Below are 26212 nucleotides of genomic sequence, written 5' to 3'. Positions count from 1 at the left end.
AAAAAATGCCGCATAACCGGCCACTGCCGTCAGGACTCCACGCCCAGCGCTTTAAGCATCTTTTTTGCCGCATCAATGGCTTCTTGAGTTTGTTTGTTCGCCGGTACATTAGCCAGTAACCCTTGATAGGCTTTAATCGCTTCTTCTTTGCGGTCCAGCTTCTGGTAACATACCCCCTTGACCAAATAGGCGCCCGCATGCTGCGGCTGCAATACCGTAACCTGCTCTAAATCGCCGATACCAAGCTCATACTGGTCTGTATAGTAATAACATACACCCCGCCGAAAATGCGCTTCCATATCCTGGGGAACCAGTTCGATAGTACTGCTATAATCAGTCAGCGCTTCACCATACCGCTTGGTATCATAATAAATCTGCGCCCGAGCTGAATAGGCTCCTGCATTCTTGGGTTCAAGTTTGATCGCCCATGTATAATCGGCCAGCGCTAATTCAAGCTGATTGATGTTTTGATAAGCTTTTCCTCTGTCTACATAAGCTCCGGCATTATTAGGATTTGCCGTAATCGCTTTGGTGCAGGCGGCTATTACTTTACGGTTTGCCTCAACATCTGTCTTCTTGTCTGCGGCTAGCCCTATGGACATACTTGTCATAATAAAAGCAAAAAGAACCAATATAATTGTTTTTTTCAACACAAACACCTCTTCACTAACTTAGTCATTAGATAAAATTGGCCTTGCTTCCGGCGGGGGTTTATGAGAGTCGCAATCAGAAGGAGGTTTAAAAAATGAGAACTAATAAAGAAAACACGGCTTGCGCCGAGCCTTTGGCGAAAGTGGAAACCGATGTTGCCCTTATCCAGGCGGAAAGTTATACTTTCCTACAGGATAAAAAAGCTCCCGGCCGCAATGGCAATCGGGAGTTTTTCTTCAGTGTAACCAAATAAAAACTCCTGGTCAATGACCAGGAGTAAATTCAGCAAAATAGCACAACTTATCTGAAAAACTCACAATAAGCGATGCAGCTGTAATCTCCTCCCCATCACTCGTGGGTAAAACGGCGATTTTTAAACAGGCAGTTCTCCTGGCTCTGGATCATAGCTTCCCCAAACCTTCCCAAGACGCTCGTCTCAGTGGCATATTCTTGGTTCACTCCCCATTACAGTGGCGGGACCGCGCCGGTGTTACACCGGTCTTCCCTATTAAGCCCATACGGGCACCTGTCCTACTTCTATGAAGTTATGACTTATCTATCTTTAAAGCTATCATTATTTACCTTTTTTGTCAATATGTTCACTCCAAGCAGCTTGTCCTATAACGCGCTCTCCTTGCAGAATATCAAGATATGCCAATAACCGCCTGTTGATTGTCCGGCGGTTATTGAGAAAATCTGTTTAAATTAGTTTTGAAGCATGGCTTGCTGATTGCCTGCTATTGCTATCCTTGCGATTCCGTATGTATCCTGTCCGCTAGAATCTTCACTACCAGGGAAGACCAGGTCTGAACAGCAGGCATCACTTCGGCGGAAGCTATTGCCGGTGGGGAAACATGATATTTACCTGCCGTCAACACAAGCAGTTCATTGCCGGCCTGGGTCAATTCGTCGCCTGTAAGCAATTCCCATTGAAATTGATCCAGTAAGTGAACATACAGGGACGAACCGGTTACCAATGCCGGCTCCTTGTCGAGCTGCCGCAGGGATTTTGAAAACCGCTGTTTGTCAATCATGCCATATTCCTGCAAATATTGCTGGTACAGCGTTTCCTCGGTAACACCGTAACGATTCATGCGCCGCAGCACACTGTGCTGCTTTTGCGGAGATAAACCGGTCTGGCGCAGCAGAGCCTCCTTGACCGCTTGTTTGACAGTGCGGCCGATCAGCTCTCCTAATTTCGAATGTTTGCCTGCGTCTTCCAAGTACAGCGATGAACCCGGATTAGTAATGATCATCGTCTGATCTGTTCCTGAACCGGTTGCCAGCCCACTTGAAAACCGGCTGCCGGCCATCAGTTCCTGCAAGGCGGCGGTTTTGGCTTCCGTGCAGGTCACCAGCGCCCGGGCCATTATCGCCGGGGGAATATCGGCATCAAGCATCAACATGATGTTAATGGTCCCCGGCTTATATAAGGTTCTCTTTTTTCCGGGCAGAAAATATTCCGTCGGATCACCGGCCCGGCCGCCGTTGCCTTCCACGCCGCCAGTAACAATGGCTGTCACTGTGAGCGTCTGGTAGCTTTCCGACTTGATAGCAACATTGTCCATAGATGCCGCCGTACCCATACCGGTTACCCGTTTAGGATTAAGTCCCAAATTTTTCGCAACATTTCCGAGGTAATCCGGGTAGTTTTCGGCCGTTACGCCGGTAGCCTTCTTCATATCATGGTTAAATACTGCTTGCAGATCGTCCCGGTAGCCGCCATTAAACACAGATGTACTTAGCACAGCCCTAGGTTTTTTAAAGGCGACCACTACACTGGTATCTTGCCGGTAAACAGTATCACCGGTTGATAATGTGTATAGATCCACTCGCTCGTTAGCCATACACTGAGCTAAGCTGTAATAGAAAATAGCGGCTAGTAACAGTCCTAGTCGCAAATATGATTTTTTCATAGTTCTCCTCTCCCTATCAGTGGCCAGCATGTCCATGCGGCGGGTGAGTAATCGCCGACCGAAGATGAGCTACGTAGATATCCTGGATTGCCTTGTTTTCACCCAGGCCGCGAAGATATACATCAACCTCAAAGCCGGCCGCTAATAGCTGCGACTTAGCGGAGTCTTCCTCCTCGCCCGCCATGTCGTTGACAGCATGATCACCGGCTACCAGCATAAACGGCATCAAGGTAACTCTTTTCACTTGTTTTTGCTGTAGTTTATCAATTATCCGGTGTAAAGACGGATAGCCTTCTACGGTGTAAATAAAGACATTATCCAGTCCGGCATCTTCCAGCTTAAGTTGGAGTACGCCGTAGGCAGCATTGGACGGATGCATGCCGCCGTGCCCCATGAGTATAACGGCACTTGCCGGATCAGTTTCCGGCAACTGGGTTACCAAGGCTTTTATGGCAATTTCATAGTCATCAGGATGGTTGTCCTGCCCCATTGCATAGAGTAGCGGACGACCTAAGCGGATTTTGGCAAACGGCTTGTCCTGGGCATGGGCATAATGGTTGACAATTCCCTTGATCTTGTCATACTCGGCTCCGGCCACGATGTGCAACGGTTGAACGAATACTTCCTGATAGCCTTCCGCCCGCAGACGTTCTAAGGCTTGGCGTTCATTTTCAATCTGAAGGCCGTCACGTTCCGCTAAGCGTTTGATAACCATGCGGGAAGTAAATGCCCGGCGCACCTCATACTCAGGAAACGCTTTACGGATTAGATTCTCGTTACTTTCAATATTCAGCTTTAAGGTTTCCGGATAGGTAGTACCAAAGCTAACGACTAAGATGGCTTTCTTTGTTGCCTGATCTCGCTCTTGTATCAATGTATTTCCTCCTTTATAAACAACAAATCCTATAAGGTTAGAAACTGTAATTTATACCGGCAACCACATTGCGGCCCGGCATTGCCCACCATTCACCGGCTGCGCCCCAGGCAACATTGGATTGTTCCGCATAAAACTTGTCAAATATATTATTGACTTTCAGAAATGCCTTGGCATTTTTGTCAACCTGGTAATTGATACCTATATCCCATACCCAGTAGGTGGACGAAGGAAATACCGCTGAATATCCGGTATTGCCAACCTTGTCAATAATTCCTCTTCCCATAAGTCCTATATCAAGCCGTCCCTGGGTATAATCAACCCCCACATTCCAGGCTTGTTTGGGAATATAGCCGTTCACATTTTCGGATGTAGAACCCACGGCGTCAACATGGGTATGCGTGTACCCTAACGAACCACGGAACTTATCGGAGAATTTTTTATTAAACTGAACATCCCAGCCTGTTGATTCTTCATTGGCGTCCAGATTATAGTAATGTTTTGTTATGTTATTATAGCTAATTTTCTGATCGACGGTACGTTTGAAAATATGGGCCGATACCGTCGCGGTGTCACTGATTTGGTGCGTGACCCCGAATTCCGCGTTATCCCCGGATTCAGGTTTCAAAGAAGAGTTTCCGTGTTTACCATCCCACAATTGATAGGTGGTAGGGGTATTGAAAAACTCCCCGTATGAAACATAATAATTGGTCTTGTCATTTTGCTTGAACCCTAATGTAACATGTGGTGTAATTTCACTTTTGTATCCTGAGTTGTCATCATAGCGGATGCCGGTGGTCAAGTTCCACTGCCGGTCCATTTTCCACTCGTCCTGGATATATACTGCCTTGTTGGTGATACTCATTCCGTCGGGAGTTTGCGTATTCCAACTGCTGTTGTATCCCTTGACCAGTTTATCCTTCGAATAATCGATCCCCGCAGTCAGCGTATGCTGTTCGTTCAGTTGTTTGGTAAATTGGTCCTGAATAACCAACGTTTTTACTTTTTTAGGACCGTAAGAACCATCTACCGAGTCATACACGCTATGCATCACCGAAAACTGATTCCGGGTTTTATCGTTGATTTGAGTATTGTAGATCAATTTCGTCTTATTGGTTTCTAACGAACCAAACGCCAGATAATCAGGGGTTCTGGCCGGTGGCCAGCCACTCCAGTCATAATTATATTGGGACAAATACATATAATCAGACATTTCCCGGTCATAGCTAAAGGTTATATCCGAATTAGCCTTTAACTTCTGCGTAATTTGAAAGCCGATGGTTTTGTTGTCCAGCGATTGCGGCATCTTCCTGCCGTTGCCATCCTCCATTGTTCCCAATAAATCCTTGGCGGCATACAGGCGATAGCTCATATCGCCTTCGACACCCTCCTGCGTGATGGAATAGCGTTCTTTGCCAAAACTGCCGCCGCTGACTGAGACCGCGGTCCTGTCCTTGTCCACTTTGCGGGTAATGATATTAATGACCCCGCCCTGGGCATCCGCGCCGTACAAAGCGGACGCCGAGCCTTTAAGCACCTCAATGCGTTCAACATTATCCAGATTGTTATACATAGATGCGGGAAATTTAAGATCCGCCTGATTGGCCCGGATACCATCAATCAGCACTACAATTTTGTCTGAGCCGTTGATGCGCAGCCCGTTAGTTTGATCATACCCCGGAGAACCAAAATTGTACACCGTAACTCCCGGTACATCCCGCAGCGCCTGCGACAGATCCGTGTAATGCTGCTGCTCAATTTTCTCCTTGGTGATTACCGTGATGTTAGCATTGACTTCCGATTTTTTCACCGGCGTTTTTGTCGCCGTAACTACCACTTGATCGAGCGTAAATTCCTCCGCCTGAGCCATCCCCGCCATCGTCAGCAGCAACGAACTGCTGAACAGTGCACATACTAAAGTCCGATTTTTCCTGCTTGCTTTTTTCATTTATTAAAATCCTCCCGCTGTTGGTACTTGCATGTTTCCTTCACAAAAAATTAACCCTCCCGGTATACCGGGAGGGTTATAAATTACACGAGTTAGTTTGTCTTCTCCAACTATTAGCAGAAAAAGCCAGCTCTTGCAAAATCCCCTCCTCATCGCTCGTAAGTAAAAACGGTGATTGACAGACAGGCAGTTCTCCTGGCTCTGGATCGTAGCTCACCCAAACCTTCCCAAGACACAGTAGTCTCAGTGGCATACCTTGGGTTAACTCCCCATTACAGTGGCGGGACCGCGCCGGATTTCAACCGGACTTCCCTATTAAGCCCCGTAGGGCACCTGGCTCAAGCAGTATGAAGTTTTTACAAGAAGTTATATTATCATTAATATATAGCTTCTTGGCAGGTTTTGTCAATATTATTTGGTGCCCTCACTTTCCTGCCTGCTTACCAATTAACAAATAGCCGCTCTTCCTGTGGTAATATTCGAGCGTTTCCAAAAATCTTTTTCTATCTTCTTCGTCTTCAAATATATTCTGCTTATTTATTCCCCTTACCATTAGATGATATATTCCACTTCCACTTTTCTCTCTAGCTTGTCTTGGCATTTTATCACCTCAAGACTAGTATAACACTCTTTTACTTCCCGGGACAACGAACCTGTCCGAAACCACTGAAAAATCCCTGTTTTTTCAACCAACACACCTGACCTGCTTCATGCTAATCCTTAATACAAAGTTCGTTTTAAATAATATCCGCTTAAAATATGTACGATAAAAGGATACCAGCGCGGCTATCCTTTTTAAGTTAACTGCCAAAGCTGTTAGCTTGGCTTGCATACTAATGCTTTTTAGACCATACCCTCGGGCACGGTCTAATCCATGAAAGCGCTTCAACTCGCCGTTTTTCCATTCATGGCTTGCACGCTTTTTATATTTTTCTTTAAACTCTTGCGTATTTGCTCGCTGACTATGCTCATAATAGTCAGCCGTATTAATGCCAATATCTAAGCGCTTTACAGATGATGTCTTTCCAGCGCATTCTACTTTATTGGGGCACTCTTTGCATAGGGTCTTATCAAATGTATACTTTAGAATTTGTTGCCCCCAACTGCTTTTTCCTTGTTTTTTATGTACTGTATGATTTCCCATTCTGCAAAACCACTGATCGCTATCTTTGTTATAACTGAATCTACTTTCATCAATTTTGTATACGGAGGCACTTACTGGTATAATAGCCTCCACTTTGTCCAGCTTTAAAGTGTCAAGTATTGGCTTACGGAAATAGGCCTTGTCGCCATAGACTTCTTTTATGTTATTTCCACATTCTTTACTGCGGTTATACAATTCGTCAAACTTACTCCCATCTACGTAAGCACCATCGCACGTTTCTATAGCTGTAATAATACGTTCTTCTGGTATCATTGTAAATTCTATTTTGTAACCATAAAAACTATCAGTTTTTGATTTATACCCTACACGAGCGTCTTTATCTACAAGTGATCGTATGCCCTTTTGTATGATGAATTTTTTGTCACTTAATATTTCTTTAGCTTCAGCTATCGCTTTTTCCGTTTCTGGCATAATTGAGATATCAACTTTATTTTCGACTTCTTTCATCATGCTTTCTAAGTAATTTTTCATGACATGCTTAGCCTCTTTAGAGTCTTCAATTACCTTATAATCAGGTATGTCTGTATTTATTCCGGACGGCATCTCTCCGGATTCCTTCTCCACATTTTTTAATATTCTTTTTGCTAAACGTTTCATGATTCGCTCGGGAACTAATTTTGCTGTATTGGCTTCTGTATGAGTAGCGTCAATACTAAGTCCGGTTCCCTTAATAATGTTTTTTTCCACACATTGGCGAACTACTTCCTTAATGATATCGTCGACACTACTATCCTTAAGTCGTTGTGTTCTGAATTTGGCAAGCAAGCTTGCATCCGGTAAATCCTCATCTGGGTTTATGCCAACAAACCACATGTAAGCGAGATTTAACGAGGTTTCCTCTATTACTTTTGTATCAGATAGATTATATAGGTATTGCAATATCAGAAGCTTTGCCATCATTTCAGGTTCCTTAGCTGGACGGCCAAAATGCTCACTGTATGAGCCCTCTAACAACTTGTTTATAAAACTAAAATCTACCGCTTTATCTATGTTTTTAAGTATATGATCATCGGGTATTTTATCATATAAGATGGAATATAAACTTAATTGTTTTGATTTAGGTTTAAGCATGCCTAATCACCACTTTTTTGATATATTCTATATCTCCATTATACCAAAATCGGGTAATTCTTGATATTTATTGACTTTTTCAGTGGTTTCAACCTGTCCCCTTGTCCCTACTACAGATTGTGGTAGTACGTATTGTGATAACTGCTCTGGTAATGGCTATGGTGGTAATTGTCCGTTTTGTGGCAGTAATGAGTCTAAGTCCTTCTGATTCACCAGATTTGATTTTAAAGAATTATTAATAGGTTATATTATCCAGTTGTTGTTTGATCACCAGACGACACCTGAGAAAAAAAGAGAGGTCAGCGGATTTTCACGTCCACTGACCTTATTTTTCTGTTCAGTTTCTCCTCCGCAAAACGTCAGTAGGGACAGTTGCGTCATTGATACTACCGACGGTATTGCCGCTATGCTGGGAGCCTTCTGGGTGACTGACTGCAGAATTATGATTATGCAGTTAATATTTTGCTACAATTCATGTCTCTTATTAATGATTTTATTTGAAGTATCATTTTTTAGCGTCTCATACTTTATTTTGCAGTTAGCTTAGACAGTATTTTGTAGCTAGATTACATTTTCTTAGAATCAATTTCATTAACATATTTACTTGGAATAAAATCAGCTAGCCATACCTTATCGTTTCCCTGATAGAACTTTATTCCTTCACCCCAAGCTTTTCTTGCATTAATTTCAAAAATAGTTGGTTCGTTATCACGACGTTTCCCCACTTGAGATGCTGTATCAACATCAATTGATAGATGAACATATTGCCTTCCTTTTGGTAATAATCCATCCACTTTTATTGATGCTAAAAACCTTCTCGCTGTTCCATGGTATAGAATTTTAGGTGGTTCCTTTTCCTCTTTTACTATCCTTTGCGGTAAAGAATGACCATATAATGCCCTTATTTTTCCATCAGATATCTCATGGCGTTTCTTATCAGACTTTTCTATCATCAAATGTAAATCCTGCTCACTTAAATCATACCATTCTCTACATTCATTCATAGAGTAAAGCAATTGGTCAATTTCAACCCAGCCTTCCTCACCTAATTCCAATTCATATTCCCAAGGAGCATGTCTCAAAGCATAGGATACTTCCTTACTTAGTTTCATGAAGTCTATCTTACTATTCCTCATTAAGAGCACCCTCTTTAGTTTCAGTCAGACTATATCCAGAAGCTATGAATTCATATAAACCATAACTATCTAGGTATATTGCATAATGCTTAATTTTCCAAAATTCAGCCCACTCTGAACTAATGCTTGAAAGTTCCTTAACCCACTCAGAATCTTCGATTTCTATCAGCTTATCATATGCCTGACTGATAAACTTAGTAAATTTTTCTGAAGAATGCCGATGTGCTACCGCCGCATCAAAAACAATACCACTGTTAAAAATCTTGTCATCATTTTCTTCATCAAAATAATCAAATTTTAGTATTGCTTTTCCTCCAGGAAAGTATAACGATACCCTTTTATTAATACATGTTGAAGGTACAGGAAAAACCCAAAGTTCCTTAATATTCATTACTACTCACATCCATTAGTTTATTATTTTCCACTTTGCACAACATTCGGAACGCCTTCAGATGTTAACTTATTCCTAGCCAATTGGTTTGTTAAATTTGTTTCATATAAATCCTGACCAGTCCTATTTACAGCGTTCCACTGACTTCTTGGTATTCCCAATTCAGTTAACACCTGGGATGACCTCGTATTTAATATCAATGTGTTTCCATCTCTAACAATATAATCAATGGGTACTTGTGATACTTTAACTTCTCCACTTTTTATTAAAGATTTTAACTCCTCCATTGTTTCAACACGTCTTCCTAAAGTCTTTTCCCAGTACTCTATACCACCATCACTAAATTTACCAGCTGCATTAAACTTCTTTTGTGCAAAATTCGCATTGTCAAGTACTCCGCCATTATTAAAAGCTTTACCCGCCCCCCCAATCCTTACAGAACCATTCTCATTATTTAATGCAGCTTTAGCTTCATCAATTATTCCAAACTCATTAAATGATTTAGCTGCTTTGCCTACAGACCGTACCGCCGCAAAAGTAGTTCCGATATCAACCAATAATTCAGCAGTTTTTTTACCTCGTTCCTCTGGGTTGGATATAGTTTGTATTGCATTGTATTGCTTCTTCCAATCTTCTATGGTAATCTTGTACACTTTTCCAGCGACTTTGACGGTGGTGTTTTCTAGACCATCGTTCCATGCGGATTGAAGTTGACCAGGGATACTTTCAATTAAGTCATCAATTTGCTTAGGATCACTCTTCAGCATAAATTCAGGTATTTCATCAACTTTATATTTTAAGCCTTTTCCGAATCCTAATGCAAAGTCTATTCCCTGACCGTATGAATATTTATCCTTGAGATTCACTACTTCTGTTGATAATTTAGGGAATGAAGAGTAGTTGGTTCCATCCATATTAACTCCTAGATTATCCCCCATCTCATTCCATTTATCAATTTGTTCATCGGACACTTTATGCCATTTTGCCTTTATAGCGGCAGTTTCTTCATCACTTTTGCTATTGCTTAACTCGATAACCATTTGCTGGTATTGTTGTTTTTCAAGCGCTATCCGTCCAGATTCATCCTCTATTAATACTGCGTCAATATGGTGCTCTGCTAGCCACTGTTTAGTTTGCTCCTTATCTTTAGCCGCCCAATTGGTCACTACCTTGTTTACAGCTTCATTATACTCTTCTGGGCTAATACTCCCATCTTCTAGTTTTTCTTTCAATTCTTTCAGTTGTTTCTGATATTTAGCATATTGTTCATGAGATAAGAAATTATTCTTCGTCTCACTAGCAGCTACACTAGCTCCTGTTTGAGCATTACCGCCAACTAATTTTGCAGCAGCAGCCCCTACAATCGCACTAGCCCATTGCATAACAGCAGGGTCTTTGATATTTTTCAACTCGTTCATTAGCAGTTGATTAAATCCTGCACCGGCAGCACCTGAAGCAAAGTTTCCTCCGCCCAGTTTGGCCATTAGTCCACCGGCAAAAGCATCTAAAGCAGCTTTTTCTGGGCTACCTTCTTTTAGGTTAAGATCACCAATGGCTTTAAATGCTTCTTCACCAAACACCCTGGCCAGTTCTTGCTGTTCTTGTACTTTAGCTTTATCAAATATTTTACCTAAAGCATTTACTGCACCTGCGGTATCGCGGCTTAGGTTGGAAAGGTCTTGATTTGGATTACTACGCACTTCAATTGTTCCTGGTGAAATGGCAGACTTAGTGGTACTATCTGCGTCGCCTTGGGCTGTTACGCCAAGATTGGGCATTAATCCTTGATCTTTTTTAGCTACATCCTTACCATTAGCATCTTTTCCGGCATTGTAGCCAACTCCAACGCTGCTGGAACTATACTCGGCGTGGTTTTGAATATCCGAGTAAGTCAGGGTGTCTGTAGAAATCTTATTCTTATCCGGTGTAGCATCGCTGGCAATAACCGCACCTTTTAGGTCGGTGTTTTTGCCAACTTTGATAGCAAAGCCATCTTTGCCGGCAAATATACCTGCCTGCTCAGTGACGCTGTCGTAATTGGATTTTGTTTTGCCTGCACCAATTGAACCGTGGGTACCGCTAATATTTCCAGTGCCAAAACCGATTCCCGCACTCTGATTTTTCGCTGTATAGGTGTCGCTGTCCTGCTGGCTGACTAGGTTAAGGTTGTCACCAACATTGACTTCTACTTTGTTACCTTTGACTTGGGAGCCGATGATGTTGGTGTCGTTGCCTGATTTAAGAGTCGCTGTGCCGCTTGCGTTGACTACGCTTTCGGTGTTGGTAGTAGATGACTCGTTTTCTTTGCCTTTACTGGAATTAAAGCTGCCTGTGAATCCATTGAATGCTCCTGTACCCAAACCGAAGGATGCGCCGATGGATGCGGAGGATGAGCTCGTTTTGGTGCTGGACTCCATTTTGTTTTGGGCGGACTCGATGTTGAGATCTTTTACGGCGTCGATTGTGATATTGGCAGCATTGATGTTTGTAGCCTTAAGGTTGACATCACCATCAATTGCTTTAATGGTAACGTTTGCGCCTGCAGTTATGTTTGTCGGATTTATTGTTTTTACGTGGGTGTTCTGCTCCGTAGTCATCTTAGTTGAACCAAGACTGATGTTGACAGATAAGCCGTCTTTCGGATTGCCTTTAAGTTCTCTGCCGAGAGTTTTTAAGTCTTTTGCAGCCTTGTATCCATAGAGGGCTTGGAGGCGTTCATCTTTTACCTGACCCATTCGCTCTGAATCATTGGCCAGACTAAGTCCGGCATCGACAGCGGCACCACCCAAGGATACAGTAAGTCCGCTTTTTTTGTATTCGAATTTGTACTGGCTGTCATAGGTGTTGATTGTGTTGTCAATGGTTACTTCTTTACCGGTGATGTTGGTGTCTTTGCCGCTGACAAAGGTTGTACCTTCGCTCTTTACTTTGTTGCCGGCGGTGACAGTGACATTGCCACTAACAGAACCTACGGTGCTGCCGATTTCGGCTTTTACTTGCTCATTTAAGGTTGTTGTTGTGCTTTCTTTACCAATGCTGAAACCTAAGCCGCCACCACTCAACAAACCGGATTTTTTGACGCGTTTGTAGTGTTCTTCATTACCGGTTTCTTGGGCCGAGGTAAGGGTTACATCGTTGCCGGCTTGAAGAGTAACATCGTTTGTGGCGACAATTGTACCGGCTTTTACTGTTAGGTTGTTGCCTGAATTAATGTCTACTTTGTCACCGGAAATGTTGCTGCCTTTAACTTGGTTAGTGAGGGAATAGTCGAGGGTGTCTGTGGTTTTTGAAGATAAGGTCCCTCTTTTTTTCCTATGGGTCTGCAATTGTGATTCGTGTTTTTCTTTTACCTCTTGAATTGTTACATCTTTATCGGCGTTGATGGCAATTTTACCGTTTTCGCTATAAATGGTGCTACCGCTAATGGTGACGTTGCCACCATTAGCATTATTAGTGCTATTATCTGGTTTAGCAGTAATAGTGACGCTTCCGCCGGCCTGCAGGTTGCTGCCGATCACAGTTTCATCATCGTTATAGATACGTTTCCAATTTTTTGGTGTTCCTACTTCTATATCATGTATCTCTTCGTTCTTAACTACACCAATATTAATGTTGCCAGAAGAGGATTTAAGAATGAAATCATTGCTTGCTTCCATCTGAGCACCATTTAAATTAATATTCTGTTGGCTTATCATGCTTATATTACCGCCGGCTTTTATGCCGCTGGTTAGGTTGGTCGTTGTTTCATTTCGAGCAGTAGTTTTATCCTTTGTAGTTATTGCACCTATTTCTAAGTTACGACCAGCATCAATGGTTAGATTTTTTCCTGCCAATAACTTTCCACCTATGAGTTGTACATCCTGTCCTGCATTAAGGTTTAAATTACCGGTCGCACTAATTTCTGCGGTTTGCCCAGCTATTGTCCTTATATTATATAAGTGATTTTCGGTCTCGGCTACATAAGTGGTAGTTTCGCTTTTAATGTCCCGGCCAGCTATCAAGCTTATATTCTCACCAATTATTTTGCTGTTCTGGTTGAGTATCTCCTGATCAGCCGTAATCTGAACATCTTTGGCAGCAATAATGGACCCTTTAGAATTCAGACTACTAGTATGTCTGGGAGCAAGGTATACTACCGGTACGAGTACTTTCATGCCCTGCACCTCTTGCTCTACCATCCACACTATGTCTGAAGTGAGTTGTGACATTTGCTCAGGGGTTAGGGAAATACCCACCTGCAGGTTGAACTGTTTCGCAAAAGTTGTTCCGTTATCCATGAGCTCTTTATATTCCTCATTGTTGGAAGAATAGTTTCCAAGGAATTGCTTGCCGGTTAACTGGCCAACCTGGTCACGAATCAGTTTTTGTTGGTAGAAAGCATCGCCGACCAGCTTCATGGTTTTCGCCGGGTCTAAGCCAAGGTTTTGCAACATATAGTCACTGGAAATAAAGGTTTGGTAGTTGGCAAACCTTGGGTCTGTTTCTACTAAGTAACGGCTGCCCGGTTCGGTGTGAATGTTATAAAGGCCATTTGAGGGCAGGGTTATGTTCATGCTGTTTTTGTTGACTATATTAGATATACTGCCAGTTGTTCCTGGCTGTCCTATCGGTGTTGTATTGGTGTTTCCTAGAACAGTTTGGATTTCGGATACATTGGATTGTTGTATTGATTTAAAGGCAGAAAAGGTTACCCCGTTAATGCTTGCGGGATTCTTGGTGATGTTAGTTATAGTGGGAGCTTGTATTGTTACTGATTGTCCACCTCCAAAAATGGCTGTGGTGCTTGGAAGTTCCTCATAAATTGTTTCATTCCACCAGCAAGGAAGCGACAAATCACTCTGAGACACTAATCTCTGGGTAGTGACTCTCATCTGAGTTTGTGAAACGTTATTAATTACACCTGTCGCATCAAGTGTATTTCTTGCCATGATTCTACTGTTATCATTATTTATGACATTTGCACGTAAAAACATGTTCCCATTGGCTGCAATTTTTCCCTCTGAGGAAGTTTCAAGTACACCAACTTCTGTCACAGTTTGTCTCACTAGATATATATCAATATCTTCACCTTCGTCAGTTCTATCTGAGCGTACCAAAATTGCCTTAGGATAATCAGTTGAAACTACCCTTTGCCCCGTAACAAACACTCTTCTTTTATTCGTAATGTCCTTAGCATAAATAGCAATATTACCATCAGCCTCAATCTTAGCCGACTGATTAAGCACCGAACCACTTCTATCTATCGGTTGCCCTTGTTCATCCCGTTTGTCACTGCCAGCTATGGTAATATTGCCAATGCTATAGATAGTAGCGCCGTCTTTGTTTTCCAGGGTTGTTTTGGCATTAAGGTTCATTTCGGTAGTCGTGGCCAACATGGCCGCGTCGCCGGTGTTTTTGATGGTATTGGCATTCATGGTTAGGTTCTTGGCCATAATGGTTCCGGTATTGTTGATGTTTTGTGCTTTTACATCTACCAAGTCGCTGTCAAGTTTGCCACCGTTGTTGACATCGTTTGTTGCCGACATTTTTAACTGCTTATTGGCAGATATAACAGCACCTGTGTTGCTATTCACTGTTGTTGCATTCAGCTTAACAGTTTCTACGGCATTAATACTGCCTTTGTTTGTCGCTATACCAGTTACTTGAATATTAACATCACGATTAGCCTGTACCTGACCGGTTTCCTGGGTATAGTCGCCAGTTACAGTGAGGTTGACGTCACGCCCTGCCGTGGTTGTTCCATTTATCAGATTTTGAGCGGTAAGGTTAACATCGTTGGTGGCGATCAGGGTACCACCTGTGCTGTTCATTGTATTTGCCTGTACGTTCAGGTCGCCACCGGCGGTAATTGTACCGCTGGTGTTATTTACTATCGTGTTGTTTTGGTTAAGATTAATATTTTTCTGGGATACCATTTTCCCCTTGGTATTATCCAGTCCCTGACTTGTGGTGACAGCAAGGTCGCCTTGTGCCAGGATTTGTCCCTGTTGGCTGGTTAGGTTGGCGGCGGTTATGGTTACATCCCCATTGCCACCGATTACACCATTTGAGTTTTGGATGGTTTGGCCAACGGCGATGATAGCGCCACTGTTGTCAAGGCTTAGCAGACTGCCTGTCTGGTTATCCAGGTTTTGGGCTTTTACTGTTAGGCCTTTTTGCGCCTGGATTAAGCCTTGTTGGTTGTTGGTGATTGTTTGGGAAGTAATGTGTATAGAATCACCAGCAAGGGTTCCCTGACTATTTACAAGGGAAGGCGCTTTTACTATAAGTTGCTTTTTGGCTACAATGGTACCTTTGGTGTTATTTAGCGCCTGAGTTTGAATAGTTTGCTGGCCGTTGGTAGCAATGCTGCCACTGGTGTTAGTCATGGTATTGGCCGCTTGTATTGTCAGCTCGCCTGCTCCCGCGTGTTGGATTTTTCCGTTGGTATTGGTTAGGATGCCGGTTTCCACGGTGAGGAACTCGGCATTGCTGGCGATGGTGCCATCGGTATTATCGATGGCAGTTGTCGCTGTTATGTTTGTACTCTCTGTGCCTGATTGTTTTATGATACCGCCCTTGTTGCTGATGCTATTAGCTACGGCGGTTACTTTGCCGGCAGTTATCTGGGCGGATTTGCCTTGGCTGTCTTTATCGTTGTTTATGTTGCCAGCCGCGGCTATGGTTAGCGCGCCGTGTGTTTGGATTTCGCCGCCGGTATTGTTGATATCACCGCTGGTGGCGGTTAAGCTGACAGTCCCACCGGCAGAGGTTTTACCGCCGGTGTGGTCGATGGCGGTACCGGTGATGGCGAGGTCGCCGCCGGCTAGTGTTTGTCCGGTGGTGGCAACGGTGGTATTGGCTTTGATGGTAAGGGTACCGGTATTGCCTATGCTGCCGTCGCTGGCAAGGCCGGAACCGATGACACCGCTGGAAGAAATGGTGTTGGCGGATAGGGTGGTGTCTTTGGCAGCGGCAAGCAAGCCGGTGTTGGTTAAGGCACCAGCACTTTCCAGCTTGGTATTGCCCTGGGCGTAGATTGTTCCTTGGTTGGTTAGGGTGCCGCTTGTTACTAGGCTCAAATTGTTGCCGGTGATGATAGTTCCACCGGTTTCGTTGGTCATGTCTTTGGCATTTATGTCAGCATCTTTAACGGCGGTAATGGTTCCTGCGTTCGTAACGGTACCGCCGATGTTCATGGTTAGATTTTGGTTGGCTTTTAACTGGCCATTCTGGTTGTTGGCTAAGTTACCGTTTAGGGATATTTTCAGGTCTTTTCCGGCGTTAATAGTGCCTTGGGTATTGTGAAGATTTTGAGCGTTGAGTGTGGCTTGTCCATTAGTAGCAATCGTGCCGGTAGTGTTTTGTATTCCATCGGTTGTTTGTATTCCCAGTGTTCCTGTTCCCGCGTGCTGGAGTTTTCCCTGGCTGTTGTTGATTGTATTGGATTTTACGGTAAGGTTTGTGCCATTGGTGGCGATGGTTCCACCGGTGTTATCGATGGTACCGGTGGCAGTCAGGGTTGTATCGCCAGAACCCGTTTGTTGGATGGTTCCATCCTGGTTTTGTATGTCTTTCGCTGTAATGGCGATTTGTCCAGCGGTGATTTGTCCCGTTTGGTTGTTTGTATTATTCAGGTTTTTGACTGCACCTGTCGCGTTCAAGGTTAGTTGGCCGTTGACTTGGGTTGTTGCCCCATTGTGGTCAATGTCACCATTGGTTGCAGTGATGTTGGCTGAATTGCCGGCATAGGTGGTAGCACCACTTACGTCGATAGTTGTTCCGGTCAGGTTAAGGTTGCTTCCGGCAATGTTTTTACCTGTGGATGTTATGGTTCCCGTGGCGTTGACGGTTAGGTTGCCTGCGGTACCGACGGTACCGTCGGTTTTTATGCCGGCAGCAATGGTTCCGGCAGAGGCTACGGTTTTGGCCGTAAGGTCTGTATTGTTACCTGCGGCAATGGTACCGGTGTTGGTTAATGTACCATTACTGTTGATGTTGGTGTTTTGCTTGGCAAAGATTGTGCCTTGGGCATTTATGTCATCGGTAGCGCTTATATTGATACTACCGCTGGCGCTGGTTTTGCCGGCGAGGGTGATTTGGCCGTTGTTGGTCAGGATGAGGTTGCCGCTATCGGCGGATAGGGTGCCTTGGCTGTTGACACCGACGCCTTGTTCGGTGCCGACTAGTTTTATTTTGTTGGCATACATGCCGCCTAAGGCACTGACGTCAATCGCCACTTGGGGCTGGGGTTCGACGCTGTCGCCGGCTACGGTTTGGGTGGTTAGGGTGTTGTAGTCTACGGCATTCGGGCCGGTTACTACGTTTAGTTCTTTGGCCCAGATGCCGGCGTTGACGGTGACGGCTCGGCTGATGAGGTCGACGCGGTCGGCGCCGGTGGCGTTGATACCGTCGCCCTGGACGGCGATTTGACCGCCGGTGACGCGGAAGGCTTCGAGGCTGCCGTTGCCGCCAAAGACAGGGGTACCGGTGGTGAGTACGCCCCTATTGGTGTTGATGAAACCAAAGCCGTTGCCGATGATGCCATTGCGGTTGGCAATGATGACGTCGGCTCGTTGGCCGGCGACTTCGAGGTAGCCACGGAGATGGCTGATGTTGTTGCTGGTAACTTCGTTTAAAATGACCCGGGCGGAACCGCCGGCGAGGTTAGGGTTGCCTTGTATGTATCCGGCGAGTTGGGTTTTGGAAAAGCCGAATGAATTATTTAATATAAGTCCTTTGGGGTCGATATTGAATTGTTGGTAGAGGTTGTGAGATACGCCACCAGCGGTGGGCGCTGCGATTTGTACGACCGGGGTGCCGTTTTGGGCACTTTCGACGGTCGGTCGGTTTTGTTTGGCTGCGTTGGGATCGGCTACAGTTTGGGCGGCAACAAAGATTGGCTGCAAGCTAAATAGTACTAGGGTGATCCACGCAGTTAGTTTTTGGGCTTTCTTTTTTAGAGAAAATCCGGACATGTTTTCCCCTCCTTGGGCTGTGATTTCCTATCTATTCTAAAGCTATTGCTAGCTAGCTATATTTGGTAAACCAGCTGGAAGCCATATACGTGGGACGGGACTTGGATTCCGGCCGGGCGTTTCAGGGGTGTGCCGATAAATAGGTCATACTGGGCACCACTGACGCTGCCGCGAAGTCCCAGGGTGGAACCGGCCAGGCTTTTGCCGGTGTCGGGGTTCGCGGATGGTCCGCTGATTCTGCCTAGGTCTAAGCCTATGTATACTTCGGGGCCTGATTGGCTAAGTGGTATGCTTAGTTCGTTTCTAAGGTAGAAGCCGTTTTCGGCGGACAGGGTTTGTTCGCCGTCGAAGCCGCGCACGGTGTAGCGGTTGCCGATGCTGAGGAATTCGTAGGCATAGAGCATGTCTTTGGTGTATTGGCCGTGCAGGGTTAGGTTGTATTGGGCTTTGGTTTTACCGAGGGTAACGGGGGTGGTGATGCTGGTGTCGAAGGTCCAGAGGTTGTATTTGGTCGTCGGCTGACCTGGTTGGTTATCGCCGGGGTTTTGTGTGGCGCCGAGCCAGGGTACGCCGCGTTTGTAGGCTAGGTTGTAGTCAACGACGGTTTGGCCGTTGTATTGTTTGTGGCTGAGGGAGAGTTTGGCGGCGGTAGTGTTGCGCCGCTGCATTTCTAGTTCAGCGTCTTCGATAAAGGATTTGCTTTTGGACTTTATGACGCTAAGGGCCAGATGGGTTTTCTGGGTTTGGTCACGATGAATGAGTTTTTCGGCTTTTAATTCAATGTTTCTGGTGCGGCCGGAGAAAGCTAAGTTGTTTCCGAGGTTTGGGATTGTCTGGTGGTATTTGTAGACTGAACTTGAGAGGGAGTAGGTCCAGTAGCCGTTAGGAACGGAGTAGCTGAAGCTGTTGCCTTTGGTACCGTATTGGTTGTCGTTTTTTTCGGCGTCTTTGTTGAAGGAGATGTTAAATAGGTCGTTGACGCCAAAGAGGTTGTCGAGAGCGAAGGTTTCTGACGCCTGGAGTTTGCCGGTGGCTTTGCTGCCGGAGTCGTCGAGGGAGGTTACGAGTTTCCAGGGTTTGGTCTGTTTGACAGTGATTTCGACGATGGATTCGCCAGGCTTGTCTCCTGGCAGGAGCTGCATGCTGGCGTCCTGGGAGGGAACTCGTTTCATTTGTTCTAAACCTTGTTCGAGATCGCGCAGGTTGAGGATGTGTCTGGGTCGGGTGGGAAAGGCGCTTTTCCAATCGGCCCGGATGGTGGGATCAGCGATCCGGATGTCCTGAATGGTACCGGGCACGAGTTGAAGGGTGAGGATTCCGGTGGAGATGTCTTGTTGAGGGATGAGGACTCTGGTAGTGACATAGCCCCGGTCAATGCAGACGTTGGTGAGGTTCTTAACAATGGCATTTATGCCTTGCCAGCCAATGTTTTGGCCTTGGTAGAGGCTGGCCCGTTCTTGCAGCCAGGGGAAGTTTCCCTGATCATCGCCGGCAATTTTGATGGTGGTGATCAGGAAGCTGGGGGTCTCTTCTGGCAGTTTGAGGTCGTCGGTGCTTTGTTTGCCTTTTTGCAAAAAGACGTCCGGGGTTTGTTCGCGCTGTTGACGGGCTTCTTGTTCTTGCCGGGCTTTGCGGTTTTGGTCTTCGATTTCGGTCCTGGTCGGTGGTGGAGACGCCCAGGTTAGGTTGGTGCTGGTAAGCAGGATGGTTAGGGTGAGTGCACAGGTTTTTCTGAGCTGCGAAAGTAAGTGTTGGTTCATGTGGTTTGGTCTCCTTATGGTTAGAGTTAGAGAGTTACTCTTGTTCACCAGCCGCATTCCGTTCAGCATAGCAATAATGCAACTCCGGTATCGGCTTGCGTCGAACCATTGGCGACTGAAGAAGTCGGTCTTCCCTATTAAATTCTGCCGATTCTGTCTGCCACTGAAAAGTAAACGCTGGCGACAGGAATTAACAAGCACTATTTGTCCTGTAACAGGCAAATAGTGCTTGTTAATTGTTAAACCCCAATTCCCCTCTGTGAGGAGTGTCTGAAGGGCGGGGTGATTCTTATCGCCGAAAAATTCTATTTCCTATTTATTAAAGGTAAGGACTCTCTGTCCATTTACCGTTTTTAGGCCACTCTTGCGTTCTTCGGCAATTTTGCGGGCTTGTTGGGCAAGAACAGAGTGCGAGGCAAAGGACTTGGCCATGCCTGAGCTGAGTTGGGCGCTGAAGGTTGAAGTCTTATCAGGGGCAAGAATAATCGCCGAGTTCAGGTTGCCGCCGGTGTAGCCCAGTTGGGTCGGAGTGAAAGTTTTGGTAGCTTTATCAGAGGTGCTGGCAGGCAGACCGGAATAGATGTCAATCTGATTGCCCTTGACAAACCAGAACCGGTTGCTGTCGGCATAGATGCCCCAAAGATAACCGGCCGAATTCACATCGCTAACCTTAGTCCAAAGCGACGGGGAAGTAAGGTTGGCTACGCTAGTGCGGTACACGCCGCCGACCATATTGGCAAAATTTGTATCATAGTTGCCCAGGAATACATAGGCAGTGTTGGCGTCAACGATGGTAATGTCGCGGAAATCGCCGCCCATGGAAGCCGTCTTGGTAACGGTAGCCTTGGTGAAGTTAGATAGGTCAATGATATTCAGGAGGGTATCGGCATTGGAGCTGCCGGCGTTCTGCATGCCGCCCAGGGCGCAGATGTACAGCTTGTTGTTATAATGGTCGAGGGTAAAAGCGTTCTTGCCGACGGTCATATAGTTTACATAAGACAGAGTTCCATTGGCTAGTATATTGAATTTTACGACAACGCTGTCAGAGTACACTGAATAGCCTCCACTTGGATTAACGGTAAACAGCGCATACAAATTGTTGCCGACTACCGTTAAACCTTCACCATGGACCGAAGCACCAGCAGGTACGACTGATGTGGGAATGCTCGGCCAGGCGGTCGGAAACTGATAGCTGGTTGTTTGCGTATAGCCACTGCTCATATTCACCACTGAAATTTTTCCCAAATCATAGCCGGTGGCATACAGGAAATTGCCTTTGGTGGCTACCGCGTGCAAGTTGCGTACTCCGTCCCATTTCTGTTCAGCAAGAGAAGGTGTCCAGGAAGAAGCAAACGGATCAATGATTTTATTAAATTTTAAATCTGCAGGACTGCTCACATTATACTGGCGCAGCACCAGTCGGCTTTCATTGCCCTGGAAGAAGTTGAACAGCGCTGGGTCGCTATTTAAAGGGGTTACCTTGGTGCTGGATGTAAAGTCGGTCGGGTTACCTGTCCGTTCACCGCTAATAGCGCCAGCCAGACCTTCTGAATAAGCGGAATTAACAACGGTATAGCCGAATAAATTCTCCGGGGCCGCCATTACAACGGTACTGCCAAGCACGGACAATGTCAGAGTTGTTGCGATGACCCGTTTGAGAAAACCGAATTTCATCTTCATGACTCATAACCTCGCTTTTTTAAATTTTTTTCCGGCCTGAAAAATCCGGGGATATTAACTGCCTATTGCCTGCCATCACTTCCTTTCCGCCATACTGGCCTCTTTCCGTGTGGGCATCACCTCCTTTACCGCCGCAGGTTGCTTTTAATACTTGTACTGCAGTGTTACATAATAGGTACGGCCTTGCAGGGGATATTCGAGCAGCATGTTTTGGGCCTGCCAACTTCCGGAGTAATTATTACCACTGTTAAAAGTCATCTCCGGCCCTTTGTCAAAGAGGTCGTTGACGCCAGCGATGATTTGGCAATCTTTGTCGATTTTATACTTGGCCCCCAGGCCGACGGTTGTCAGGGAGGTTTGCCCATAGGGCTTATCATATGCACCTATACCGGTAACCATCTCATCAATATATTTTACTTCGCCGAAAACAGCCAGCCGGTTGTCCGGGCGGTAGGTCAGCCGGGCCGAGCCTTCCCATTCCGGCGTATACAACTGCGGATAGCTGAAATAAATCTCGCCGGTTGAGGAGCTAGGCGCATTATACTTGGTCTGCTGCTTGGTATGCAGATAGGTGCCTGCCAGGCTCATATCCCATTTGTCCCAGTTGAAATCAGCCTGTAATTCCACACCGTTGGCCTGCCCCTTGCGCGCATTGGTGTAAGACCAAAAATTATAGCCGAATCGGTAGAGGTGGAGCATATTCTTGGAATCGCGGCCAAAGTAGGTCAATTGGACCTTGGAGGAATTGGCGCCCAGCAGTCTGCCGTCCCAGATGGCTGCCAAGTCCCATTGGGTCCCTTCCTCGGGTACCGGGAATATGCTTTGACCGGCATACTTGGGATCGTTATAAGCATTAGGCCGGGGCAGAATGCCGGCGCCGTCGCCGGCAATCTCGTACAGGTTGAGCAGCCGGTAGTAGGTGCCGTAGGTAGAGCGCAGGGTCAGATGCTCGTCCACCTGCTTTTTCAGTGCCACTTGCCAGGTGACCTTGTCATTGACCTGGGAATCCTCCTGATCGACCCATTTATTTAAGTCGGATTTTCCCAGCGCCCTGCCCATGACCTTGGAATAATTGTAGCGAATACTGGGAGTCAGCCAGAGATCAGCCGCCTGGTTGAGGGTAATGGTATCCTGCAATTGGAGATTGAACAGCGTATGTTCATAATATGTCCGAAACCGCTCGCGATTGGTAAGACTGGGTTCAAAGTCATATTTGTCCATCCGGCTGCCGTTAACATCCATTTTCTCTTTCGACCAGTTTGCCAGGAACTCAAGCAGATGGTTGTCACCGGCCTTATAGGTGCCATCAATGGCTCCGCCCAGCCGCCGGGAGTCGAAAGCGCTCCATTCTTCAAATACTGCAGGAATTTTGCCAAACTTCTGATAGTCCGGATTGCGGTAGCGCTTATCCTGGTCAAGATAGTTAAGCTGCCAGCCCCATTCCAGATTGCCGCTCATATCCCGCCGGCCTACCATCAGTTCCTTGGTAGTCAGTTCCTGCCGCTTCCGCTCGAATTTGTCTGGCAGATCCACTATTGTGCTTAATGTTGGATCCCCATCTACTCTTCGGGGCATTCCCCGGTCAATTTTCTTCCAGCTGCCCTTGACCAGCCAGTGGTCGTCCTGCCATTTGATAATGGCGTCAGTGTTTTTGTAGTCGTTATTCTTCCGCCAGCGGGTGTTGTCGTTAGAAAGCTCGGACATTAGTTTTCGAGTTCCTGCGCTCTGATTGTGTAAACTAGTTCTTACATCATCCAGTTGGGCTTTGGCCTCCTGGTTATATAGCTGTTCCGCTTCAGCCAGTGTCGAAGCCCGGTTATTTAAGATATAATCGTCAAGCATCTCCTGCTTGCTAGAATGCCAATTAAGCCAATACCAGTTGCCCCGTATAGCGGACAAATACTGATTGTAGACAGCCGGGTTATTGAATGCCGCATCAACTTCCTCCAACGTAGAATAACCGGGATTAATTCCCGTATAAAGATCCAAATTATCATTGACGGTACGAATAAAAAAATTCATATTCGCCTGCAACCCCGGCATATCTCTTGCATAGACTTCTTTAGAGTAAGGATTCTCATATCGAAAATCCCCATCACTCTCATCGCGGTTAATGCCGATCATCAGGCTGCCGCTCCCTAAAGGCTGGGTGATCTCCAGGCCGGCGATGGTGCCGCCCCAGGAGCTTTTGCCGACCTGGGCCGAGATGTTGGCTTTGTCCGGCTTCTTGGTAACGATGTTTATAACCCCACCCATATAGGTGCCGCCAAAGCGGGCCGGAATATAACCTCGGTAGACTTCGATCCGTTCGACATTGTGGATGGGGATTGTCGAGATATCGACAGCCGCATCGCCACCCAGGTTGGAGAGCACGCCATCCACGAATACGCCCACCTGGGCCGCCGTACTGCCCCGGACGCTGACGGTGGTATACTGGCCCTTGCCGGATACATAACGGACATGGACGCCAGGCACATCTTTCAGGAGTTCCGGCAGCGTTTTCTGCTCACCTTTGTAATCATCAGGCCGGATAATGGTTACGGTGCCTGGTGACAGCTTGGATTCCCAGTCCGGGCGCTTGGCTTCGACGGTTACGGACTCCAGAGTATATTCCTGCGCCGGTTTGCTGTCTGCTTTCACAGTTTCCGTTGTTTCCTGTGACTGCTTGCTGTCAGGCTCGGCGGCATAGGCAACGCCGCCGAAATCAGGCGTCAGGCTGAATGCCAAAGAACAGGCGATACTCATTGCCAAGGCATTCTTTGTTAGTTTACGTTGTTTCAATGCTTGCTCTCTCCCCTTTGCTTCTTAGAAACTCCGAATTACTGAAATAGGCTGACTGTTTCAGTCAGAGTGTTCTATTGCCCTCCTCTCATAAGTAAATTCCGAATCTTCTCCCTGTCGCTCGCAGGTTAAGCGAAGATTGTCCGTACAGGCAGTTCTCCTGACTCCAGTTCATCATCAGCCCAGCCTTCCCAGATAAGTTGACACTACTTATCCAGTGACATCTCAGGACTGACTCCGTGTTACAGTGGCGGGACCGTGCCGGTTTTTCACCGGACTTCCCTATTAAGCCCTCTACAGGGCACCTGTACCGAAACAAAAAATGGATTTCCCATATATTCAACCATCCTCGTTGCCAGGTGTTGACTATATGAGAAATCCATTTATCATAGCTATAAAAGCTGATCGAACAGACTGCTCAAATAATCCCCTACCCATCACTCGCAGGTCAATGGTGATTGTTATACAGGCAGTTCTCCTGGCTCTGAATCATTGCTTCTCCAAACCTTCCCAAGACTTTCCATCCCAGTGGCATCACCTGGAGTTGCTCCTCATTACAGTGGCGGGACCGCGCCGGTCTTTCACCGGACTTCCCTATTAAGCCCCGTAGGGCACCTGTACCGCTATATTTTTTTCAGTCTACTTTATGTAAGGATTGATAAGATAGTTGCATTCTCGTATGGGGGTTCCGGATAAATACTGAAATAATTCGCCCGGATTAGTCAGCCAGTTGATGTGATGATAATCCCAAAGCCATGGCGCAGTCACTTTGACGGCATTATAGCTGTCAAAATACCCCCAGCCGGCAAAGACCCGTCCTTGACCGATTTCACGGCGCTGCTCCCATAACTGGGTTAAGGGAATCAGACTATAGCCGATATGGGCTTCCCCCGGCAAAAACCGTTTGCGTTTGCCCACAACCGCAATCTCATGCGTTCCGGCGCTGATTTTGAGTACTGGCCGCCCGCCTTCCAAGCGAACCTTAGCACCATTTTGCTTCTGCCAGTTGTGATTACTGTAGGTTAACAGCATCTCCAGCCGCCCGGCGCCGTCTGGCGTTTTGCCTACAGCAAGCAACACTCCGGTCAGATCATGTTCATGTTGGCTCCTCCCCATATGTCTGGGATAATATTGATAGTAGCCAAGAAAATAATGGGTGTCACTTTCCACCACCGAATAATACACGGCTGGTTTCGGCGGATAAAACATCAAATTGTACCAGTTATTATTCAGCCGCCAGTCGTGATCATAATCGACTGCTGTAAACATATTGGTCTGGGCGGTCAGGCTATCTTTATTATCCATTTTGCGGATAACCGGCGCCCACTGCTCAGCAACCAGCAAATCATCTGCCGCCGAAATTGGCTGTACGCACAATAGCCCTATAAGTAGGAAAGTTATAAGACATATGCTTTTTTTCATGCTATCACCCCGGATAAATAACGAAATCACCTATGTTATTCATCACTATCTACTTTTTGTTATATACTGTTACTTCGTCAATAGAGTAGACCTCCATATTCCACGTACCACCCCGGGGAGGTGACTGAATAATTACTCCCTGTCCGACAAAGGAAATAAGATTTCCTGTTGCCAACCCAGTTTCCAACAGGCTTTGCAGTCTTTGTTCCGACGTTCGGACCACAATCGATTTTCCGGGGGTGTCACGGAGTTCAATTACCGCATAGCAGCTATTGGAATTCGCATAACAATTGATTAATGCGACGTGACCATATAACTGAACCAGCGGCGGCATTAATATAACGCCGGAAACAGGTGGAATCGTCGTTGCAGCAAAACCGATCTGCAGTAAAGGGGTGTTTAAAAATAATACTAACATGGCCAGACCGATTACCCGTAATGTTCTACTCATGATATTTAT

General features: G+C 46.0%; 15 protein-coding genes and 4 riboswitches. Of the genes, 1 reads left to right on the top strand and 14 read right to left on the bottom strand.

What is annotated here, in order from left to right; genetic code table 11:
• Window positions 1-29 precede the first annotated feature (29 nt).
• A complete protein-coding gene (locus tag SRRS_RS05660; protein ID WP_371367010.1) occupies window positions 30-650 on the bottom strand; it encodes a tetratricopeptide repeat protein in 621 nt (206 codons plus the stop codon).
• Window positions 651-745: 95 nt separating this feature from the next.
• On the opposite strand from SRRS_RS05660, the gene SRRS_RS05655 reads away from it, so the two are divergent.
• Complete coding sequence (locus SRRS_RS05655) at window positions 746-904, top strand: hypothetical protein (protein WP_371367008.1); 159 nt, start codon at window positions 746-748, stop codon at window positions 902-904.
• Window positions 905-1013: 109 nt separating this feature from the next.
• Window positions 1014-1196: riboswitch (cobalamin riboswitch) on the bottom strand.
• 198 nt (window positions 1197-1394) lie between these two features.
• On the opposite strand, the gene SRRS_RS05650 is transcribed toward SRRS_RS05655, so the two are convergent.
• The 13 genes from SRRS_RS05650 to SRRS_RS05590 all read right to left on the bottom strand — a co-directional run bounded on the left by SRRS_RS05650 (window position 1395) and on the right by SRRS_RS05590 (window position 26203).
• Window positions 1395-2567, bottom strand: a complete 1173-nt coding sequence (locus SRRS_RS05650; RefSeq protein WP_371367006.1) for an adenosylcobinamide amidohydrolase — start codon at window positions 2565-2567, stop codon at window positions 1395-1397.
• Between the two features lie 16 nt (window positions 2568-2583).
• Window positions 2584-3441 (bottom strand): sirohydrochlorin cobaltochelatase, encoded by an 858-nt coding sequence (locus SRRS_RS05645; RefSeq protein ID WP_371367004.1) that lies wholly within the window; start codon window positions 3439-3441, stop codon window positions 2584-2586.
• A gap of 37 nt (window positions 3442-3478) precedes the next feature.
• A complete protein-coding gene (locus tag SRRS_RS05640; RefSeq protein WP_371367002.1) occupies window positions 3479-5389 on the bottom strand; it encodes a TonB-dependent receptor plug domain-containing protein in 1911 nt (636 codons plus the stop codon).
• 167 nt (window positions 5390-5556) lie between these two features.
• Window positions 5557-5741: riboswitch (cobalamin riboswitch) on the bottom strand.
• 72 nt (window positions 5742-5813) lie between these two features.
• Complete coding sequence (locus SRRS_RS05635; protein WP_371367001.1) at window positions 5814-5990, bottom strand: hypothetical protein; 177 nt, start codon at window positions 5988-5990, stop codon at window positions 5814-5816.
• A gap of 84 nt (window positions 5991-6074) precedes the next feature.
• Entirely contained in the window at window positions 6075-7625 is a 1551-nt protein-coding gene (locus tag SRRS_RS05630) for an IS1182 family transposase (RefSeq protein ID WP_371366999.1), read from the bottom strand.
• A gap of 566 nt (window positions 7626-8191) precedes the next feature.
• Window positions 8192-8761 carry an RNA 2'-phosphotransferase gene (locus SRRS_RS05625; protein ID WP_371366997.1) on the bottom strand — a complete coding sequence of 190 codons (570 nt, stop codon included), beginning with the start codon at window positions 8759-8761 and terminating at the stop codon, window positions 8192-8194.
• On the bottom strand, window positions 8751-9152 hold the full coding sequence (locus SRRS_RS05620) for a hypothetical protein (protein ID WP_371366995.1): 402 nt from the start codon (window positions 9150-9152) through the stop codon (window positions 8751-8753). The genes SRRS_RS05625 and SRRS_RS05620 overlap by 11 nt, the downstream gene beginning before the upstream one ends.
• Window positions 9153-9175: 23 nt before the next feature.
• On the bottom strand, window positions 9176-18109 hold the full coding sequence (locus SRRS_RS05615) for a hemagglutinin repeat-containing protein (protein WP_371366993.1): 8934 nt from the start codon (window positions 18107-18109) through the stop codon (window positions 9176-9178).
• 56 nt (window positions 18110-18165) lie between these two features.
• Window positions 18166-19869 carry a ShlB/FhaC/HecB family hemolysin secretion/activation protein gene (locus SRRS_RS05610; protein WP_371366992.1) on the bottom strand — a complete coding sequence of 568 codons (1704 nt, stop codon included), beginning with the start codon at window positions 19867-19869 and terminating at the stop codon, window positions 18166-18168.
• 312 nt (window positions 19870-20181) lie between these two features.
• On the bottom strand, window positions 20182-21549 hold the full coding sequence (locus tag SRRS_RS05605) for a hypothetical protein (RefSeq protein ID WP_371366990.1): 1368 nt from the start codon (window positions 21547-21549) through the stop codon (window positions 20182-20184).
• Between the two features lie 144 nt (window positions 21550-21693).
• Window positions 21694-24294 carry a TonB-dependent receptor gene (locus tag SRRS_RS05600; RefSeq protein WP_371369729.1) on the bottom strand — a complete coding sequence of 867 codons (2601 nt, stop codon included), beginning with the start codon at window positions 24292-24294 and terminating at the stop codon, window positions 21694-21696.
• A 168-nt stretch (window positions 24295-24462) separates the two neighbouring features.
• Window positions 24463-24654, bottom strand: a riboswitch (cobalamin riboswitch).
• A gap of 126 nt (window positions 24655-24780) precedes the next feature.
• A riboswitch (cobalamin riboswitch) is annotated at window positions 24781-24964 on the bottom strand.
• A 5-nt stretch (window positions 24965-24969) separates the two neighbouring features.
• Complete coding sequence (locus SRRS_RS05595) at window positions 24970-25752, bottom strand: hypothetical protein (RefSeq protein WP_371366989.1); 783 nt, start codon at window positions 25750-25752, stop codon at window positions 24970-24972.
• A 49-nt stretch (window positions 25753-25801) separates the two neighbouring features.
• A complete protein-coding gene (locus SRRS_RS05590) occupies window positions 25802-26203 on the bottom strand; it encodes a hypothetical protein (protein WP_371366987.1) in 402 nt (133 codons plus the stop codon).
• Between the last annotated feature and the right edge of the window lie 9 nt (window positions 26204-26212).

This window comes from Sporomusa rhizae (genome assembly GCF_041428845.1).
In the GTDB taxonomy this organism is placed as follows: domain Bacteria; phylum Bacillota; class Negativicutes; order Sporomusales; family Sporomusaceae; genus Sporomusa; species Sporomusa rhizae.
This window is presented reverse-complemented; position numbering and strand designations above follow the sequence as displayed.

Bases quoted from the DNA above. Each gene is read 5' to 3' on its own strand.
- SRRS_RS05655 (WP_371367008.1), top strand. From the start codon at position 746: ATGAGAACTAATAAAGAAAACACGGCTTGCGCCGAGCCTTTGGCGAAA.
- SRRS_RS05650 (WP_371367006.1), bottom strand. From the start codon at position 2,567: ATGAAAAAATCATATTTGCGACTAGGACTGTTACTAGCCGCTATTTTC.
- SRRS_RS05640 (WP_371367002.1), bottom strand. From the start codon at position 5,389: ATGAAAAAAGCAAGCAGGAAAAATCGGACTTTAGTATGTGCACTGTTC.
- SRRS_RS05635 (WP_371367001.1), bottom strand. From the start codon at position 5,990: ATGCCAAGACAAGCTAGAGAGAAAAGTGGAAGTGGAATATATCATCTA.
- SRRS_RS05630 (WP_371366999.1), bottom strand. From the start codon at position 7,625: ATGCTTAAACCTAAATCAAAACAATTAAGTTTATATTCCATCTTATAT.
- SRRS_RS05625 (WP_371366997.1), bottom strand. From the start codon at position 8,761: ATGAGGAATAGTAAGATAGACTTCATGAAACTAAGTAAGGAAGTATCC.
- SRRS_RS05620 (WP_371366995.1), bottom strand. From the start codon at position 9,152: ATGAATATTAAGGAACTTTGGGTTTTTCCTGTACCTTCAACATGTATT.
- SRRS_RS05615 (WP_371366993.1), bottom strand. From the start codon at position 18,109: ATGTCCGGATTTTCTCTAAAAAAGAAAGCCCAAAAACTAACTGCGTGG.
- SRRS_RS05610 (WP_371366992.1), bottom strand. From the start codon at position 19,869: ATGAACCAACACTTACTTTCGCAGCTCAGAAAAACCTGTGCACTCACC.
- SRRS_RS05605 (WP_371366990.1), bottom strand. From the start codon at position 21,549: ATGAAGATGAAATTCGGTTTTCTCAAACGGGTCATCGCAACAACTCTG.
- SRRS_RS05600 (WP_371369729.1), bottom strand. From the start codon at position 24,294: ATGAGTATCGCCTGTTCTTTGGCATTCAGCCTGACGCCTGATTTCGGC.
- SRRS_RS05595 (WP_371366989.1), bottom strand. From the start codon at position 25,752: ATGAAAAAAAGCATATGTCTTATAACTTTCCTACTTATAGGGCTATTG.
- SRRS_RS05590 (WP_371366987.1), bottom strand. From the start codon at position 26,203: ATGAGTAGAACATTACGGGTAATCGGTCTGGCCATGTTAGTATTATTT.